Origin of the sequence: Pseudomonas sp. KCJK8993 (assembly GCF_046230915.1) — a bacterium.
GTDB lineage: Bacteria > Pseudomonadota > Gammaproteobacteria > Pseudomonadales > Pseudomonadaceae > Aquipseudomonas > Aquipseudomonas piscis.
Genome location: NZ_JBJJLO010000059.1, coordinates 21,561 through 37,931 on the forward strand (window position 1 = coordinate 21,561; position 16,371 = coordinate 37,931).

Annotated in this window: 18 protein-coding genes; 9 read left to right on the forward strand and 9 right to left on the reverse strand. The window is 62.1% G+C overall.

Annotated elements, in window-relative coordinates; translation table 11 throughout:
- Positions 1-66: 66 nt before the first annotated feature.
- From trpE to ACK6AU_RS18610, 5 genes are all read left to right on the forward strand, one after another.
- Positions 67-1,554 (forward strand): anthranilate synthase component I, encoded by a 1,488-nt coding sequence (gene trpE, locus ACK6AU_RS18590; protein ID WP_409300595.1) that lies wholly within the window; start codon positions 67-69, stop codon positions 1,552-1,554.
- 13 nt (positions 1,555-1,567) lie between these two features.
- Positions 1,568-2,161, forward strand: coding sequence for an aminodeoxychorismate/anthranilate synthase component II (locus ACK6AU_RS18595; RefSeq protein ID WP_185697233.1), 594 nt, complete (start codon positions 1,568-1,570; stop codon positions 2,159-2,161).
- Positions 2,162-2,170: 9 nt separating this feature from the next.
- Entirely contained in the window at positions 2,171-3,220 is a 1,050-nt protein-coding gene (trpD, locus tag ACK6AU_RS18600; RefSeq protein ID WP_185697234.1) for an anthranilate phosphoribosyltransferase, read from the forward strand.
- Complete coding sequence (trpC, locus tag ACK6AU_RS18605; RefSeq protein WP_185697235.1) at positions 3,217-4,053, forward strand: indole-3-glycerol phosphate synthase TrpC; 837 nt, start codon at positions 3,217-3,219, stop codon at positions 4,051-4,053. Before trpD ends, trpC begins: the two co-directional genes overlap by 4 nt.
- A gap of 68 nt (positions 4,054-4,121) precedes the next feature.
- Positions 4,122-4,823 (forward strand): lipoate--protein ligase family protein, encoded by a 702-nt coding sequence (locus ACK6AU_RS18610; RefSeq protein ID WP_185697236.1) that lies wholly within the window; start codon positions 4,122-4,124, stop codon positions 4,821-4,823.
- Here the strand turns inward: ACK6AU_RS18610 and crp are convergent.
- The gene (crp, locus tag ACK6AU_RS18615) at positions 4,820-5,464 is read right to left on the reverse strand and encodes a cAMP-activated global transcriptional regulator CRP (protein WP_185697237.1); all 645 of its coding nucleotides are present in this window, start codon (positions 5,462-5,464) and stop codon (positions 4,820-4,822) included. The two genes, ACK6AU_RS18610 and crp, sit on opposite strands and share 4 nt — an antisense overlap.
- 238 nt (positions 5,465-5,702) lie before the next feature.
- Here crp and ACK6AU_RS18620 point away from each other — a divergent pair, with 238 nt between their 5' ends.
- Positions 5,703-6,125: an OsmC family protein gene (locus ACK6AU_RS18620; RefSeq protein WP_185697238.1), complete on the forward strand. Its 423-nt coding sequence runs from the start codon at positions 5,703-5,705 to the stop codon at positions 6,123-6,125.
- 60 nt (positions 6,126-6,185) lie between these two features.
- Here ACK6AU_RS18620 and coq7 read toward each other — a convergent pair whose 3' ends face one another.
- From coq7 to hemJ, 6 genes are all read right to left on the reverse strand, one after another.
- A complete protein-coding gene (coq7, locus tag ACK6AU_RS18625) occupies positions 6,186-6,833 on the reverse strand; it encodes a 2-polyprenyl-3-methyl-6-methoxy-1,4-benzoquinone monooxygenase (RefSeq protein ID WP_409300599.1) in 648 nt (215 codons plus the stop codon).
- Positions 6,834-6,955: 122 nt separating this feature from the next.
- Positions 6,956-7,294: a histidine triad nucleotide-binding protein gene (locus ACK6AU_RS18630; RefSeq protein WP_185697239.1), complete on the reverse strand. Its 339-nt coding sequence runs from the start codon at positions 7,292-7,294 to the stop codon at positions 6,956-6,958.
- A 74-nt stretch (positions 7,295-7,368) separates the two neighbouring features.
- Positions 7,369-8,157: an SDR family oxidoreductase gene (locus ACK6AU_RS18635; RefSeq protein ID WP_022641394.1), complete on the reverse strand. Its 789-nt coding sequence runs from the start codon at positions 8,155-8,157 to the stop codon at positions 7,369-7,371.
- A gap of 61 nt (positions 8,158-8,218) precedes the next feature.
- Positions 8,219-9,160: a DUF805 domain-containing protein gene (locus tag ACK6AU_RS18640; protein WP_185697240.1), complete on the reverse strand. Its 942-nt coding sequence runs from the start codon at positions 9,158-9,160 to the stop codon at positions 8,219-8,221.
- A 95-nt stretch (positions 9,161-9,255) separates the two neighbouring features.
- On the reverse strand, positions 9,256-10,224 hold the full coding sequence (locus tag ACK6AU_RS18645; protein WP_409300602.1) for an NAD(P)H-dependent flavin oxidoreductase: 969 nt from the start codon (positions 10,222-10,224) through the stop codon (positions 9,256-9,258).
- Positions 10,225-10,256: 32 nt separating this feature from the next.
- Positions 10,257-10,688 (reverse strand): protoporphyrinogen oxidase HemJ, encoded by a 432-nt coding sequence (hemJ, locus tag ACK6AU_RS18650; RefSeq protein ID WP_053137565.1) that lies wholly within the window; start codon positions 10,686-10,688, stop codon positions 10,257-10,259.
- 135 nt (positions 10,689-10,823) lie between these two features.
- Here hemJ and argC point away from each other — a divergent pair, with 135 nt between their 5' ends.
- Both argC and erpA read left to right on the forward strand, forming a co-directional pair.
- Positions 10,824-11,858: an N-acetyl-gamma-glutamyl-phosphate reductase gene (gene argC, locus ACK6AU_RS18655; protein WP_185697242.1), complete on the forward strand. Its 1,035-nt coding sequence runs from the start codon at positions 10,824-10,826 to the stop codon at positions 11,856-11,858.
- A 170-nt stretch (positions 11,859-12,028) separates the two neighbouring features.
- Complete coding sequence (gene erpA, locus ACK6AU_RS18660; RefSeq protein WP_011063789.1) at positions 12,029-12,379, forward strand: iron-sulfur cluster insertion protein ErpA; 351 nt, start codon at positions 12,029-12,031, stop codon at positions 12,377-12,379.
- A 67-nt stretch (positions 12,380-12,446) separates the two neighbouring features.
- Here the strand turns inward: erpA and ACK6AU_RS18665 are convergent, their stop codons facing one another.
- Together ACK6AU_RS18665 and ACK6AU_RS18670 are read right to left on the reverse strand one after the other, a co-directional pair.
- A complete protein-coding gene (locus ACK6AU_RS18665; protein WP_409300604.1) occupies positions 12,447-13,538 on the reverse strand; it encodes an anhydro-N-acetylmuramic acid kinase in 1,092 nt (363 codons plus the stop codon).
- Positions 13,539-13,541: 3 nt separating this feature from the next.
- On the reverse strand, positions 13,542-14,963 hold the full coding sequence (locus tag ACK6AU_RS18670; protein ID WP_409300606.1) for a peptidoglycan DD-metalloendopeptidase family protein: 1,422 nt from the start codon (positions 14,961-14,963) through the stop codon (positions 13,542-13,544).
- A 210-nt stretch (positions 14,964-15,173) separates the two neighbouring features.
- Here ACK6AU_RS18670 and tyrS point away from each other — a divergent pair.
- Positions 15,174-16,371: tyrosine--tRNA ligase (gene tyrS / locus ACK6AU_RS18675; RefSeq protein ID WP_185697244.1), on the forward strand; the 1,198-nt coding region annotated here is incomplete at its 3' end.

The window sequence follows — 16,371 nt, forward strand, 5'->3', positions numbered from 1 at the left end:
GTCTGGCCGGCCCTGCCGGCGCGTTTGCATACCTGACTGTTAGACCCTCAAGCCACGAGGCATCCCATGATTCGCGAAGAATTCCTGCGCCTGGCCGCAGCTGGCTACAACCGTATCCCGCTGGCCTGCGAGACCATTGCCGACTTCGATACTCCGTTGTCGATCTACCTGAAACTGGCCGACCAGCCCAACTCCTACCTCCTGGAGTCGGTGCAGGGGGGCGAGAAATGGGGGCGTTATTCGATTATCGGCCTGCCGTGCCGCACCGTGCTGCGAGTGCACGGCTACCGGGTCAGCGTGACCCACGACGGTGTCGAGATCGAAAGCCACGAGGTGGCCGACCCGTTGGCCTTCGTCGAGGAATTCAAGGCGCGCTACAACGTCCCGACCATCGCCGGCCTGCCACGCTTCAACGGTGGCCTGGTGGGGTACTTCGGTTATGACTGCGTGCGTTATGTCGAGCCCCGGCTGGGCCAGTGCCCGAACCCGGACCCGATCGGCGTACCGGACATCCTGTTGATGGTTTCCGACGCGGTGGTGGTGTTCGACAACCTGGCGGGCAAGATGCACGCCATCGTGCTGGCCGATCCAAGCCAGGCCAATGCCTATGAAGCTGGCCAGGCGCGCCTGCAAGCATTGCTCGAACAGCTGCGCCAGCCGATCACGCCACGGCGCGGCCTGGACCTGGACCGCCCGCCGGCCGCCGAGCCGGTATTCCGCTCCAGCTTTACCCAGGGCGACTACGAGCGTGCAGTGGACACCATCAAGGAATACATCCTGGCCGGTGACTGCATGCAGGTGGTGCCGTCCCAGCGCATGTCCATCGACTTCCAGGCCGCGCCCATCGATCTGTACCGGGCCTTGCGCTGCTTCAACCCGACTCCCTACATGTACTTCTTCAACTTCGGCGACTTCCACGTGGTGGGCAGTTCGCCGGAGGTGCTGGTGCGAGTCGAGGACAACCTGATCACCGTGCGACCCATCGCCGGTACTCGTCCGCGGGGCGCCACCGAGGAAGCCGACCTGGCCCTGGAGCAGGACCTGCTGTCCGACGCCAAGGAGATCGCCGAGCACTTGATGCTGATCGACCTGGGGCGCAACGACACCGGGCGGGTCTCGGAGATCGGCTCGGTACGGCTCACCGAGAAGATGGTCATCGAGCGTTATTCCAACGTGATGCATATCGTGTCCAACGTCACCGGCCAATTGAAGGAAGGCCTGACCGCGATGGACGCACTGCGAGCGATCCTGCCGGCGGGCACCTTGTCCGGCGCGCCGAAGATCCGCGCCATGGAAATCATCGACGAACTGGAGCCGGTCAAGCGCGGGGTCTATGGCGGTGCCGTGGGCTACTTCGCCTGGAACGGCAACATGGATACCGCCATCGCCATCCGCACGGCGGTGATCAAGGAGGGTGAACTGCATGTCCAGGCCGGCGGCGGCATCGTCGCCGACTCGGTCCCGACCCTGGAGTGGGAAGAGACGCTGAACAAGCGTCGTGCAATGTTCCGTGCCGTGGCACTGGCTGAACAAACCCCCGCATCCAAGGCTTGAGGAGTTTCCACCTATGTTGCTGATGATCGATAACTACGACTCCTTTACCTACAACGTCGTGCAGTACCTGGGCGAACTGGGTGCCGAGGTGAAGGTGGTGCGCAATGACGAACTGACCGTGGCCGAGATCGAGGCGCTCAAGCCCGAGCGCATCGTGGTCTCCCCGGGCCCCTGCACGCCGACCGAGGCCGGGGTTTCCATCGAGGCGATCATGCATTTCGCCGGCAAGCTGCCGATCCTCGGCGTCTGCCTGGGCCACCAGTCCATCGGCCAGGCCTTCGGCGGCCAGGTGGTGCGGGCCCGCCAGGTGATGCATGGCAAGACCAGCCCGGTATTCCACCGCGACCTGGGGGTGTTCGGCGGCCTGAACATGCCGCTGACCGTGACCCGCTACCACTCCCTGGTGGTCAAGCGCGAGACCTTGCCCGAGTGCCTGGAGGTCACCGCCTGGACCCAGCTGGACGATGGCTCCGTGGACGAAATCATGGGGCTGCGGCACAAGACACTGAACATCGAGGGTGTGCAATTCCACCCTGAATCCATCCTCACCGAGCAGGGCCACGAGCTGTTCGCCAACTTCCTCAAACAGAGCGGCGGCACGCGCTAAGGACTTTTCATGGATATCAAGACTGCCCTGAGCCGTATCGTCGGCCACCTGGACCTGAGCACCGATGAGATGCGCGATGTCATGCGCGAGATCATGACCGGCCAATGCACCGAGGCGCAGATTGGCGCTTTCATGATGGCCATGCGCATGAAGAGCGAAAGCATCGATGAGATCGTCGGTGCCGTGTCGGTGATGCGTGAGCTGGCCGACAAGGTCGAGCTCAAGACCCTCGATGGTGTGGTGGATGTGGTCGGCACTGGCGGTGACGGCGCCAACATCTTCAACGTGTCCACCGCTTCGGCCTTCGTGGTGTCCGCCGCCGGTTGCACCGTGGCCAAGCACGGCAACCGCGCGGTATCCGGCAAGAGCGGCAGCGCCGACCTGCTGGAGGCGGCTGGCGTCTACCTGAACCTGACCCCGGTCCAGGTGGCGCGTTGCATCGATAACGTCGGCATCGGCTTCATGTTCTCCCAATCCCACCATGGCGCCATGAAGCATGCTGCAGGCCCGCGTCGTGACCTGGGCCTGCGCACCCTGTTCAACATGCTCGGCCCGCTTACGAATCCGGCTGGCGTGAAGCACCAGGTGGTGGGCGTGTTCACCCAGGCCCTGTGCCGGCCGTTGGCCGAAGTCCTGCAGCGCCTGGGCAGCAAGCATGTGCTGGTGGTGCATTCCCAGGATGGCCTAGACGAGTTCAGCCTGGCGGCGCCGACCTTTGTCGCCGAACTGAAGAACGACCAGGTCACCGAGTACTGGGTCCAGCCTGAAGACCTGGGCATCAAGAGCCAGAGCCTGTTCGGCCTTGTGGTGGAAAGCCCGGCGGCTTCCCTGGAGCTGATCCGCGATGCCCTGGGGCGGCGCAAGACCGAACATGGCCAGAAGGCCGCCGAAATGATCGTGCTCAATGCCGGTGCCGCTTTGTATGCTGCCGATCACGCCAGTAGCCTCAAAGAAGGGGTAGCCCTGGCCCATGACGCCTTGCACACCGGCCTGGCCCGGGAGAAGCTCGAGGAGCTGGGAGCCTTTACCGCGGTGTTCAAGCAGGAGAATGAAGGATGAGCGTGCCGACAGTTCTGGAAAAGATCCTCGCCCGCAAGGTCGAGGAGGTTGCCGAGCGCAGCGCGCGCGTCAGCCTGGGCGAGCTGGAGGGCCTGGCCCGGTCGACCGATGCGCCACGCGGGTTCGCCAAGGCGCTGCAGGAGCAGGTCAAGCTCAAGCAGCCGGCGGTGATCGCCGAGATCAAGAAGGCCTCGCCAAGCAAGGGTGTGATCCGCGAGAACTTCGTGCCTGCCGATATCGCCAAGAGCTATGAGAAGGGCGGCGCCACTTGCCTGTCGGTACTCACCGACGTGGATTATTTCCAGGGTGCCGACCTCTACCTGCAGCAGGCGCGCGCGGCGTGCAAGCTGCCGGTGATCCGCAAGGATTTCATGATCGATCCCTACCAGATCGTCGAGGCCCGGGCCCTGGGCGCCGATTGCGTGCTGTTGATCGTCGCCGCGCTGGACGATGGGCGCATGGCCGAACTGGCATCGGTGGCCAAGGGCGTTGGCCTGGATGTGCTGGTGGAAGTGCACGATGGCGATGAACTGGAGCGGGCGCTGAAGACCCTCGACACGCCGCTGGTCGGGGTCAACAACCGCAACCTGCACACCTTCGAGGTCGACCTGGAAACCACCCTCGACCTGTTGCCGCGGATTCCTCGCGAACGCCTGGTGATTACCGAAAGCGGCATTCTCAACCGAGCCGATGTCGAGCTGATGGAGATCAGCGATGTCTATTCGTTCCTGGTGGGCGAGGCCTTCATGCGCGCCGAGAACCCGGGCACCGAGTTGCAGCGCCTGTTCTTCCCGGAGCGTGGCGTGCCGGTGACGGGCTCGACCCTGGATTGAACCTGAGACGATGAACGAGCCGGCCATGCCGGCTTTTTCATGATGATTGCCAAGGAATTGCCGCTGCCATGACCCAACCCCTCGCGCTTACCGTCGAAGCCGGCCTGCAGGCCGAGCAGGATCTGCTGGCCCAGGTTTGTGCTGGCGACCAGGCATTCGGCTTGTTGTTCTGGCAGCCCAGCGACCGGGCGCTGGTGATGCCTCGGCGCCTGAGCCGCTTGCCGGGGTTCGAGCAGGCCTGCGAGGCCTCGCGAGCCAATGGCTGGCCAGTACTGCTGCGGGAAACCGGCGGCGAGCCGGTGCCGCAATCGGCGGCCACGGTGAATATTGCACTGGTTTATGCCCCACCGCGCAGCGAAGGCGACCAGGGGCGGATCGAAATGGCTTACCGGCGCCTGTGCCAGCCGATCTGCGATCTGCTCAGCGAACTGGGCGGCAATCCGTCGCTGGGGGAAGTGGAGGGGGCCTTCTGCGATGGGCGGTTCAACGTCAATCTCGATGGCCGCAAGATGGTCGGCACGGCCCAGCGCTGGCGCCAGAGCAAAGGTGGGCAGCGGCCGGTGGGCCTGGTGCACGGGGCGCTGCTGCTGGATGACGAGCGCGAGTCCATGGTGGGGGCGGTCAATACCTTCAACCAGGCTTGCGCACTGGAGCAGCGTTGCCGGGCCGAAAGCCATATCGCCTTGCATGAAGCGTTTGCCGCCCCGGATGCCATGGCGCGCCTGGACAGCCTGTATCGACAGATGCTCGCCAGCTTTCTGCCGGGCTAGCGGGTGCCGAAGACCACCATGGTCTTGCCCTTGACGTGCACCAGGTTGCGCTCTTCCAGATCCTTGAGGACGCGACCGACCATTTCCCGGGAGCAACCGACGATGCGCCCGATCTCCTGGCGGGTGACCTTGATCTGCATGCCGTCCGGATGGGTCATGGCGTCCGGCTGCTTGCACAGTTCCAGCAGGCAACGGGCGACACGCCCGGTCACATCGAAGAAGGCCAGGTCGCCGACCTTGCGCGTGGTGTCGCGCAGGCGCTGGGCGATCTGGCCGCTGAGCGCATAGAGGATGTCCGGATCGCTCTGCGATAACTCGCGGAACTTGGCGTAGCTGATCTCGGCCACTTCGCATTCCACCTTGGCCCGGACCCAGGCGCTGCGCAGTTGCTCGTGTCCCGCTTCCTCGAACAGCCCCAGTTCGCCGAAGAAGTCCCCGGCGTTGAGGTAGGCGATGATCATCTCCCGGCCGTCATCGTCTTCGATGAGGATGGTCACTGAGCCCTTGATGATGAAGTACAGGCTGTCGGCCACATCACCGGCGCAGATGATATTGCTCTTGGCCTGGTAGCGACGGCGCTGACAGTGCATCAGCAGCTTGTCGAGGTGTTTGATCTTGGGAGTTGGGGCAATAGCAACCATGGTTGTATCCCGGAAAGCCTGCACGGTATGGGGTGGTGTTCTTATGGGGCGGAAAGCATCGGCGCGTAAAGCTGGCGATGCGCCATTCATTTGGCGTCAGCTTAACAGACACATCCTAGGCAGATTTAAGAATTTTCTTACAGGTGGGTCGCTTTTGGCATCAAGATGCTGCTCGCTGCCGGTCCCAACCGCTGTGCTAAGCTGGCGACCCTTTTTTAAACGCAGTGGAGTCTGGGCGATGAAGGCACGCATCCAATGGGCTGGCGAGGCCATGTTCCTCGGTGAGTCGGGCAGTGGCCACGTGGTGGTGATGGATGGTCCGCCTGAGTCCGGTGGGCGCAATCTGGGTGTGCGCCCCATGGAAATGCTCCTGTTGGGCGTGGGCGGTTGCAGTAATTTCGATGTGGTCAGCATCCTGAAGAAGTCCCGGCAGGCGGTCGAGAGCTGCGAGGCGTTCCTGGAGGCCGAGCGTGCCAGTGAAGATCCCAAGGTCTTCACCAAGATCCACCTGCACTTCGTGGTCAAGGGCCGTGGCTTGAAGGAAGCCCAGGTCAAGCGTGCCGTGGAGCTGTCCGCCGAAAAGTACTGCTCGGCCTCGATCATGCTCGGCGCGGCCGGCGTCGCCATTACCCACGACTACGAGATCGTCGAGCTGGGCTGAACCCAGGCTGCGGCAAAAGAAAAGGGCGCCCCAGGGGCGCCCTTTTTACTTGTTCCTGCTTCAGATCCGATAGGTGCTCTTGGTCATGACCTTGGCCAGCAGGCTCATGCCGAACTTCACCGGTGCCGGGAAGCGGAAGCCACCGGCTTCGAGGGCGGTTTCGGCATGGTGCTCCTCGTCGATGCGCATCTGCTCGAGGATGGCCCGGGATTTTTCGTCCTCGGGCGGCAATTGTTCCAGGTGGTCGTTCAGGTGCTTGCAGACCTGGTCCTCGGTGGCGGCGACGAACCCGAGGCTGACCTTGTCGCTGATCAGCCCGGCGGCGGCGCCGATACCGAACGACAGCCCGTAGAACAGCGGATTGAGTACGCTGGGATGACTGCCCAACTGGCGGATGCGTTGCTCGCACCAGGCCAGATGGTCGATTTCTTCCTCGGCCGCGTGCTCCATGGCCTGGCGCACTTCGGGCAATTTGGCGGTCAGGGCCTGGCCCTGGTACAGCGCCTGGGCACAGACTTCCCCGGTATGGTTGATGCGCATCAGGCCGGCCACGTGCCGGGTCTCCTCGTCACTCATCTGCGCTTCCGGCTGCACGATGGCCGGCGACGGGCGATAAGGTTGGCCGCTGAACGGCAGCAGCGTGCGCATGGCCATATCGGCTTGCAGCAGCAGGCGGTCGATCGGCGAGTAGTGACGTTGGGTAGTCATGCTTATCTCCGGGAAGAATCACGGCGGCCAGTTTACTCCAATCGATGGGGTGAAACCTGCGCTGGATCAGCGCACCTTCGCCCGGGGCGGGCGCAAGGGCGCTGGAAGAGGGGGAGGTTCGATCAGCCCGGAGGCCAGTTCATCTGGCGCTGACCCAGGACGTGCATGTGAATGTGGTAGACGGTCTGGCCGCCCATCTCATTGCAGTTCATCACCACTCGGAAGCCATCCTCGCAGCCTTGCTCCTTGGCCAGGCGCTGGGCGGTGAACAGGATGTGTCCGGCCAGGGCCTTATCGTCCTCGGTGAGGTCGTTGAGGGTCGGGATGGGTTTCTTCGGGATCACCAGGAAGTGCACCGGCGCTTGCGGAGCAATGTCGTGGAAGGCCAGGACCTGGTCGTCCTCGTAGATGATCTTCGCGGGTATTTCTCTGTTGATGATCTTAGTGAACAGAGTATCCACAGCTGTTTCTCCATTGGTTGGTCCGGGCTGAGTGTACTCAGGCGCAAGCCCTGCGCCCAGCCCCGACGGGGTGTCTAGCGTGGGCAGTAGGCCCGGTTGACGTAGCCGACGATCTTGCGGGTCAGCCAGCGTGAACTCAGGCGGCCAAGCTGGGCCATCCAGCGGTTCAGGCGCCCGGGAATGATGATGGCGCGGTTCTTCTCCAGGGCTCGGACGGTATACAGCGCCACTTCCTCGGGACTCATGAGCCACTTGCTGTCGTCGACCTTGCGGGTGTCCATCTGGGCGTTCTGGAAGAAGGCGGTCCGGGTCGGCCCGGGGCAGAGTACCGAGACCTTGACCGCGCATTTTTTCAGTTCTTCGCGCAGCCCTTCGGAGAAATGCAGGACATAGGCCTTGCTGGCGTAGTAGGTGCTCATCCAGGGGCCGGGATGGAAAGCGGCCACCGAAGCGACATTGAGGATCTGCCCGCCGCCCAGCAACGCCATGCTGTTGCCCAGGGCATGGCACAGGCGGGTGAGGGCGAGGATGTTGACTTCGATCAGGTCCTGCTCGGTCATCCAGTCCTGGGCCAGGAACGGCCCGCTGGTGCCGATGCCGGCGCAGTTGACCAAAAGGTCGATCTGCCGGTCGCCTTCCTCCAGCTCCAGCAGGAACCCGGACAACCTCAAGGGCTCGCCCAGGTCGCAGGCGCGGAACAGGACCTCGACGCCGAAGCGCTGGGTCAGTTCCAGGGCGATACTTTCCAGCTGATCACGCTGGCGGGCCACCAGGAGCAGGTTGCGGCCACGCCGGGCCAGGGCTTCGGCCATGGCCAGGCCTATGCCGCTGGAAGCACCGGTGATCAGAGCGTAACGGGTCATGCAGTTCTCCATCGCAACGGCCGACGGCCCGCGACGGGAAGGGTCGCAGGCCCGGACGCGTTTATTCTTCCTCGGATTCTACAGTGCTCGCGGCATCGGCGGCTTCAGCCGCTGCGGCGGCATCGGCAGCGCTTTCGGCCTCGTCGCTGCTGGAGTCATAGGATTCGCTGTAGCTGGTTTCGCTGTAGCGGTCTTCCAGGGAGCTCAGGCCGCCAGCGACCATGCCGATGATGATCGCGACCAGCAGTACCACCCACATCCAGGACAGGACCTTGACCGCAGTGGTGTTGGGCGGCGGTGGGGCGCCATAGCGGTTGGCCACGTTGCTGCCGGGGCTGACCATCAGTACCAGGGGGAAGATGCTGCCGACGATGGGCACGAAGTTCAGCAGCCACAGCCAGCCCGACCAGCCCAGGTCGTGCAGGCGCTGTACGCTGATCTGGATACTGACGACGATGAAGCCGATGAACACCACGGCGCCGGCGAGAATTCCCAGGCCCATGAGCAGGGTGGAGTTGAGGACTGCTGTGGTAATGACGCCGAACAAGGCACCGGCACCGATCACCGCCAACAGGGCTACGGTCAGCACCAGGGTCCAGGCCAGGTAGCGCAGGCGGCCGATACGTCCTTCGAAGCTGAAGACATTGAGTGTCGCGTATTGGGGAACGGCATCGCCGACGGTGGCCTGTGGCGGTGCGTAAGGCGAATCCGCGACGCTGGCTGGGCGCGGTGCGGCCGGGGTGACGGCCTCCAGGTTCAGTTCCAGGCCTGGTTCGGCTTCGACCCGGGCATCGAGGCCGGCGTTTTTCAGGGCTTCGAGATAGCGCTGGGCATCGGCCTGGGTCAGGTCGCGCTTGAGCTCGACCGGTTGGCCGCTGAACAGACGCTCCACTGCCGCGGTATCGGTCTTGAACAGTTCAGCGAGGTTCAGTTGCGCGGTGGATTTCTCGACGCCGGGCAGCAAAGTGCCGTCGAAGACGATTTTGTAGCGGATCTCGCTCATGGGGGGCTTCCCTGTCACTTGAAATGAAGGCTTACATAAAGTCGCGTAGTTTAAGGCCAGCGCCCCCCAGCTGGCCAAAAAACTATGAGAACTGGTTATCGTGGCCAGCGTTTGGGTAGCTGGGCACAACGTTCCTGCGCCCGGCGGTACTCCTTGTCCAGGCGCTCGATCAACTGGTCGATGCCGGGCAGGTCATCGATCTCGCCAACGCCCTGGCCGGCGGACCAGACGGTTTTCCAGGCCTTGGCCTCGTCGCTGATGGGTTTGAGCTTGGCGCCGAAATTGACTTCGCCCTTGCCTTGCAGGGCCGCCATGTCGAAGCCGGCGTTCTCCAGGCTCTGGCGCATGAAGCTGGCGGGCACTCCGGATACGGCGGCGGTGTGCACGATATCGGCGGCCTGGGAGCCCAGGAGCATGTCCTTGTAGCCTTGGGGCGCGTGGCTTTCGCTGGTGGCGATGAAACGGGTGCCGAGGTACGCGAGGTCGGCGCCCAGCACCTGGGCGGCGAGAATCTCATGCCCGTGGTTCAGGCAGCCGGCCAGTAGCAGGGTCTTGTCGAAGAACTGGCGGATTTCGGCGACCAGCGAGAACGGGCTCCAGGTCCCGGCATGGCCGCCGGCGCCCGCGGCAACGGCGATCAGCCCATCGACCCCGGCCTCGGCGGCCTTTTCCGCATGGCGGCGAGTGGTCACGTCATGGAATACCAGGCCGCCATAGCTGTGTACGGCATCCACCACTTCCTTGACCGCCCCCAGGCTGGTGATGACGATCGGCACCTTGTGTTCGATGCAGATCTGCAGATCGGCCTGCAAGCGCGGGTTGCTGTTGTGCACGATCAGGTTCACGGCATAGGGCGCGGGATTCTCCAGGATGGCCAGGCCCGCTTCGATCTCCTCCAGCCAGGCCTTGAACCCACTGCTTTCGCGCTGGTTGAGCGCCGGGAAGCTGCCGACCACGCCATTGCGACAGCAGGCCAGGACCAGTTCCGGATTGGAGATCAGGAACATCGGTGCCGCCACCACGGGCAGGCGCAAGCGTTGTTCGAGCAAAGCGGGCAGAGACATCGGTATACCCCCAGGAAAACAGCTGGATAGAGTTAGAACGGTCGTACGACGACCAGAATTACAATAGCCAGCAATAACAGAACCGGTACTTCATTGAACCAGCGATAAAAGACATGGCTGCGGGCGTTTTCGCCACGGGCAAAGCGTTTCACCTGGGCGCCGCACATGTGGTGGTAGCCGATCAGTATCACGACCAGGGTGAGCTTGGCGTGCATCCAGCCGCCCTGGCTGAAGTAGGCACCGGGATTGAGGCTGATCAGTCCGATGCCGAAGACCAGCGCTGCGATCATTGCCGGGCCCATGATGAAGCGATAGAGCTTGCGCTCCATGACGCAGAAACGCTCGCGACTGATGCTGTCCTCGCTTTGGGCGTGATAGACGAACAGGCGCGGCAGGTAGAACAGGCCGGCGAACCAGCAGACCACGCTGACGATATGAAAGGCCTTGAGCCATAGATAGAGCATTTTGGTTATCCCCCAGATTCACGGTGGCGCGATAGTAGAGGCTAGAGCATCCATACGTCACCTTGACGGTTGTCGCAGGGGGTTGCCGCCCCTATTATCGGCAGCTTTCCAGTGGGTTCGTTGAGGGCAAGGTTTATGGTCAAGGTCGGTATCGTCGGCGGCACGGGTTACACCGGGGTCGAGCTATTGCGTCTGTTGGCACAGCATCCACAGGCGCGGGTGGAGGTCATCACCTCGCGATCCGAGGCGGGCCTGGCCGTAGCCGACCTGTATCCGAACCTGCGTGGCCACTATGACGGCCTGGCCTTCAGCGTGCCGGATATCAAGACCCTCGGTGCCTGCGACGTGGTGTTCTTCGCCACCCCCCACGGCGTGGCCCATGCGCTGGCTGGCGAGCTGCTGGCTGCCGGGACCAAGGTCATCGACCTGTCGGCGGACTTTCGCCTGCAGGACGCCGATGAGTGGGCCAAGTGGTATGGCCAGCCCCACGGTGCTCCCGAGCTGCTGGACGAAGCGGTCTACGGTTTGCCGGAGGTCAATCGCGAGAAGATCAAGCAGGCGCGCCTGATTGCGGTTCCGGGTTGCTATCCGACGGCGACCCAGCTGGGCTTCCTGCCGCTGCTGGAGGCTGGCCTGGCTGATACGTCCCGCCTGATTGCGGACTGCAAGTCCGGTGTCAGCGGTGCAGGCCGTGGCGCCAGTGTGGGCTCGCTGTATTCGGAAACCTCCGAGAGCCTGAAGGCCTATGCGGTCAAGGGGCACCGCCACCTACCGGAAATCCGCCAGGGCCTGCGCCGGGCGGCGGGCAAGGATGTCGGCTTGACCTTCGTGCCGCACCTGACGCCAATGATCCGGGGCATCCATTCCACGCTCTATGCCACTGTCGTGGACAAGTCGGTCGATCTGCAGGCGCTGTTCGAGAAACGCTATGCCAACGAGCCGTTCGTCGATGTCATGCCGGCGGGGAGCCATCCCGAGACCCGTAGCGTGCGGGGTGCCAACGTCTGCCGGATTGCCGTGCACCGGCCACAGGGTGATGACCTGGTGGTGGTGCTGTCGGTGATCGACAACCTGGTCAAGGGCGCTTCCGGCCAGGCGGTGCAGAACCTCAACATCCTGTTCGGCCTGGATGAGCGCCTGGGCCTGTCCCATGCGGGCATGCTGCCCTGAGTTCGTGGTTGCACTGAAGAAAAAAGGCCCGCTTGACGGGCCTTTTTGCGCTCTGGGCATTGCTGTACGACTATTGATATACCGTAACAATAGTTGACCGCTTTTCTGGGAGAAGCGGATAATGCGCGTCATCACGCAGTATGGCGGCGTAACGCCGGGAGATAGTCAGCATGAGCGTTGAATCCTTCACCCCTACGGCTTTGCAATTCACTCAAGGTGCAGCGCACAAGGTGAAGACCCTGGTCGATGAAGAGGGGAATGATCGCTTGAAGCTGCGCGTATTCGTTACGGGCGGCGGTTGTTCGGGGTTCCAGTACGGTTTCACCTTCGATGAAGAAGTGGCCGAGGACGACACCATCGTTGAGCGCGAAGGCGTGAGCCTGGTTGTCGACCCCATGAGTTTCCAGTACCTGGCAGGTGCTGAGGTGGACTACCAGGAAGGCCTGGAAGGTTCGCGTTTCGTGATCAAGAACCCTAATGCCACGACTACTTGTGGTTGCGGGTCTTCGTTCTCGATCTAGTCAGCCAGCAAACGCTTTCTCTAGCGCCGCAGGGCCCATGGCCCTGCGGCGTTTTGCTGCCTGGCGATCAAGCTGGGTAGATCGCGCCCAAGATGCGCGGGCCCCGGGCTCCAGTAACGCTGGGGCGGTTGCCGGCAATTCCCTCCAGGCAACAATGGGCCAGCCAAGCGAAGGCCATGGCTTCCACCCAGTCCGGATCCACGCCATAAACCGCGGTGCTGTTGACCTGGGTAGCGGGCAGCAGGGTCGCCAGGCGTTGCATCAGGGTGGTGTTGTGAGCGCCGCCACCACATACCAGCAACTCCTGGGTGTCGTCCTGGGCCGATTGCAGGGACTCGACGATTGTCCGGGCGGTCAGTTCCAGCAGCGTGGCCTGGACATCCTCGGCGGTGATGGCCTGGTGCTGCGCCAATTGCTGCTGCAACCATGGGAGGTTGAAGACTTCGCGTCCCGTACTCTTTGGTCCACGAGTGGCGAAGAACGAGTCGCTGAGCAGGGTCTTCAAGAGCAATGGATCGACCTTGCCACTGGCAGCCCATTGGCCGCCGCGATCGAAACTCTCTCCGCGTTGCAACTGGATCCAGGCATCGAGCAGGACGTTGCCTGGGCCGCAGTCGAAGCCGGCGACTGGCTTGGCGGTTTCAATCAGACTCAGGTTGCTGAAACCGCCCACGTTCAGGACTGCCCGGTTGCCCGAGCGCTGCTCGAACAGCGCTTCATGAAATGCCGGGACCAAGGGGGCGCCTTGTCCGCCCGCGGCTACGTCACGGCTACGGAAATCACTGACGACGGTGATTCCAGTGAGTTCGGTAAGTAGCGCCGGGTTGCCGATCTGTACGGTGAACCCGTGGCTCGGCTCGTGGCGTATGGTCTGCCCATGGCTACCAATGGCCCGGATATCCCGGGCCTGCAGCTGCTGTTGTCGCAGCAGGGTCTGGATGCCCTCGGCCGCCAGTTGGACCCAGTGCTGCTGGGCAATGGCGGAGCGGGCGATTTCATCGGGGCCGCTGGCGCACAAGCTCAGGAGCTCAGCGCGCAGAGGGGAGGGCATGGGAATGTAATGGGTGGCGACCAGTTTGATCGCCGGGCTTTGCTCGATCAGGGCGATGTCCAGGCCATCAAGACTGGTCCCGGACATGACTCCTATATAAAGCGCCATGGCTCAGCGCTTGCTCGAGGCCAGCATCGTGGCCTTTTCCTGTTCCATCCGGGCCATCAGCGGCTGGCTCTGCTGAAGGAAGCGCGCGCGTTCGGCTTTGGCGATCGGGTCGGCCATGGGCAGCTTCTGGCCCAGAGGGTCGACGTGGACGCCGTTGACCTGAAACTCATAATGCAGATGCGGGCCAGTGGACAGGCCGGTGGTGCCGATGTAGCCGATCACTTGGCCCTGTTTCACCGAGCCGCCGGTCTTGACTCCTTTGGCGAAGCCTTGCATGTGGCCGTACAGGGTGCGGTAGGTATTGCCGTGCTGGATGATCACGGTGTTGCCGTAGCCGCCGCGACGGCCAGCCAACAGGACCTTGCCATCGCCGGCCGCCTTGATTGGCGTGCCTCGTGGCGCGGCATAGTCGACACCCTTATGGGCGCGGATCTTGTTCAGGATGGGGTGCTTGCGGCCCGCGGAGAAGCGCGAACTGATACGGGCGAAATCCACCGGAGTGCGGATGAATGCCTTGCGCATGCTATTACCGTCTGCGGTGTAGTAGCTGCTGGAGCCTTGCTTGTTGGTGTAGCGCACGGCGGTGTAGGTCTTGCCGCGGTTGGTGAAGCGCGCGGAAAGGATATTGCCGGTGCCCGTGACCTTGCCGTTGACCACCTTCTGCTCGTAGATCACATCGAATTCATCGCCTTGGCGAATGTCCTGAGCGAAGTCGATGTCATAACCGAAGATATTCGCCATATCCATGGTCAGGCTATGGGAGAGGCCGGCGCGGGCGGCGGATTGTGACAAGGAGTTGTTGATGACGCCATGGACATAGGCTGAACGGACCACCGGCTTGGTGGTGACCTTGGCGAAGGAGAAGCCTTTGGTGCCCTTGGTCAGGGTGATGGTCTCAAGGTCGCTGACCTTGCTGTGAATCTTGTTCAGCTGGCCGTCGGGCGACAGCTCGAACTCGAGCTTTTGGCCGTGCTTGAGCTGGGAGAATTGCTTGGCTTGCTTGTCGCTGCCCAGCACCTCATGGACAGCCGCGGCTGGCAGGCCGACCTTCTCGAACAGGGTCGAGAGGGTATCGCCCTTCGCTACTATGACTTCTCGATGTCCTGGAGCCTTGGGTTCTTCCGCGATGGGAGGGGCTGGCTCGCTTTCGGCCGTTTCGGTGGGGGCTTGGGCTGCGTCGTCGATCTGCGCAAATGGCGATGCAACCGCCTCGTTTGTGGCCTGCTCGACGGATGCAGCGTCTTGATCTTGTCGCAGCTGTTCGATCGGACTTTCCAGATCAAGACTCAATGTCGTTTTCTTTGCCTCGACATCGCTGGAAGGAAATACCAGCAAGGCCAGGCTGAGGAGGGCCGCTATGCCGCTGGCGGCGAGCAGGTGGCTCTTCGGATAAAGCGGTGGCGCTTTAGGCGGTTCGGTGCTCATAGGTAATTTGACTTTGAAAAAGATGAAATGGAAAAGATGAATGACATGATGAAGATGAAATAACTGTATAAAATATAACCAAATCATCTGTGACGCAAGCGCACGGACACTCCCTTCTCCTGATATATCCGTACGCCGGGCAAAACTTGTAATTAGTCCGTGATCTTGTATGGTTGGTTCCTTTTTGAATCTGAGCCTTGCGGGTCTGTTATGAAGTCGGTTGAAGAGCAGCTAGCGCTGATCAAGCGTGGTGCGGAAGAGTTGTTGGTCGAGTCCGAGTTGATCGAGAAGCTCAAGCGTGGCGAGCCGCTACGTATCAAGGCAGGCTTCGATCCGACTGCACCGGACCTGCATCTTGGGCATACCGTGCTCATTAATAAGCTGCGTCAGTTCCAGGAGCTGGGGCATCAGGTCATCTTCCTGATTGGTGATTTCACCGGCATGATCGGTGATCCGAGCGGCAAGAGTGCTACGCGTCCACCGCTGACTCGTGAGCAGGTCCTGGACAACGCCGAAACCTACAAGAGCCAAGTCTTCAAGATTCTGGACCCGGCCAGGACCGAGGTGGCGTTCAACTCCACCTGGATGGACAAGATGGGGCCGGCAGACTTCATTCGCCTGACTTCCCAGTACACTGTTGCGCGCATGTTGGAGCGAGATGATTTCGACAAGCGCTACTCTACCAACCAGCCGATCGCGATCCATGAGTTCCTCTATCCACTGGTGCAGGGCTATGACTCGGTAGCCCTGCGTGCGGATGTCGAGTTGGGCGGTACTGATCAGAAGTTCAACTTGCTGATGGGGCGTGAGCTGCAGCGCGGTTATGGCCAGGAGGCTCAGTGCATCTTGACCATGCCTCTGCTTGAAGGGCTGGATGGCGTCAAGAAGATGTCCAAGTCCCTGGGTAACTATGTAGGTATCCAGGAAGCGCCGGGGGTGATGTACAGCAAGCTGGTTTCCATCCCTGATGCCTTGATGTGGCGCTATTTCGAGCTGCTCAGCTTTCGCTCGATGGATGAAATCAATGCATTCCGGGCTGATGTGGAGGCCGGTGCCAACCCGCGTGATATCAAGATCAAGCTGGCTGAAGAGATCGTGGCTCGTTTCCATGGTGAGGAGGCTGCTGCGAATGCTCATCGTGCCGCCGGTAACCGCATGAAGGATGGCGAGCTTCCGGATGATCTGCCTGAAGTTGAGTTGGTAGCGGATGAGGATATGCCGATTGCTGCCGTCCTTAATAAAGCGGGGCTGGTGAAGAACTCCGCAGCAGCTCGCGATCTTCTGGGATCTGGCGGCGTGCGTGTAGATGGTCGGGTAGTGGATCGTGCCTTTATATGCGTGTTGGGTTCTACCTACGTCTGTCAGGCTGGCAAGAAGGCTTTTGCACGTATCACGCTTAGGTCCGAAT

Excerpts from the sequence above, each read along its gene's own strand:
- trpE (WP_409300595.1), top strand. The coding sequence starts at position 67 with ATGATTCGCGAAGAATTCCTGCGCCTGGCCGCAGCTGGCTACAACCGT.
- ACK6AU_RS18595 (WP_185697233.1), top strand. The coding sequence starts at position 1,568 with ATGTTGCTGATGATCGATAACTACGACTCCTTTACCTACAACGTCGTG.
- trpD (WP_185697234.1), top strand. The coding sequence starts at position 2,171 with ATGGATATCAAGACTGCCCTGAGCCGTATCGTCGGCCACCTGGACCTG.
- trpC (WP_185697235.1), top strand. The coding sequence starts at position 3,217 with ATGAGCGTGCCGACAGTTCTGGAAAAGATCCTCGCCCGCAAGGTCGAG.
- ACK6AU_RS18610 (WP_185697236.1), top strand. The coding sequence starts at position 4,122 with ATGACCCAACCCCTCGCGCTTACCGTCGAAGCCGGCCTGCAGGCCGAG.
- crp (WP_185697237.1), bottom strand. The coding sequence starts at position 5,464 with ATGGTTGCTATTGCCCCAACTCCCAAGATCAAACACCTCGACAAGCTG.
- ACK6AU_RS18620 (WP_185697238.1), top strand. The coding sequence starts at position 5,703 with ATGAAGGCACGCATCCAATGGGCTGGCGAGGCCATGTTCCTCGGTGAG.
- coq7 (WP_409300599.1), bottom strand. The coding sequence starts at position 6,833 with ATGACTACCCAACGTCACTACTCGCCGATCGACCGCCTGCTGCTGCAA.
- ACK6AU_RS18635 (WP_022641394.1), bottom strand. The coding sequence starts at position 8,157 with ATGACCCGTTACGCTCTGATCACCGGTGCTTCCAGCGGCATAGGCCTG.
- ACK6AU_RS18640 (WP_185697240.1), bottom strand. The coding sequence starts at position 9,160 with ATGAGCGAGATCCGCTACAAAATCGTCTTCGACGGCACTTTGCTGCCC.
- ACK6AU_RS18645 (WP_409300602.1), bottom strand. The coding sequence starts at position 10,224 with ATGTCTCTGCCCGCTTTGCTCGAACAACGCTTGCGCCTGCCCGTGGTG.
- hemJ (WP_053137565.1), bottom strand. The coding sequence starts at position 10,688 with ATGCTCTATCTATGGCTCAAGGCCTTTCATATCGTCAGCGTGGTCTGC.
- argC (WP_185697242.1), top strand. The coding sequence starts at position 10,824 with ATGGTCAAGGTCGGTATCGTCGGCGGCACGGGTTACACCGGGGTCGAG.
- erpA (WP_011063789.1), top strand. The coding sequence starts at position 12,029 with ATGAGCGTTGAATCCTTCACCCCTACGGCTTTGCAATTCACTCAAGGT.
- ACK6AU_RS18665 (WP_409300604.1), bottom strand. The coding sequence starts at position 13,538 with ATGGCGCTTTATATAGGAGTCATGTCCGGGACCAGTCTTGATGGCCTG.
- ACK6AU_RS18670 (WP_409300606.1), bottom strand. The coding sequence starts at position 14,963 with ATGAGCACCGAACCGCCTAAAGCGCCACCGCTTTATCCGAAGAGCCAC.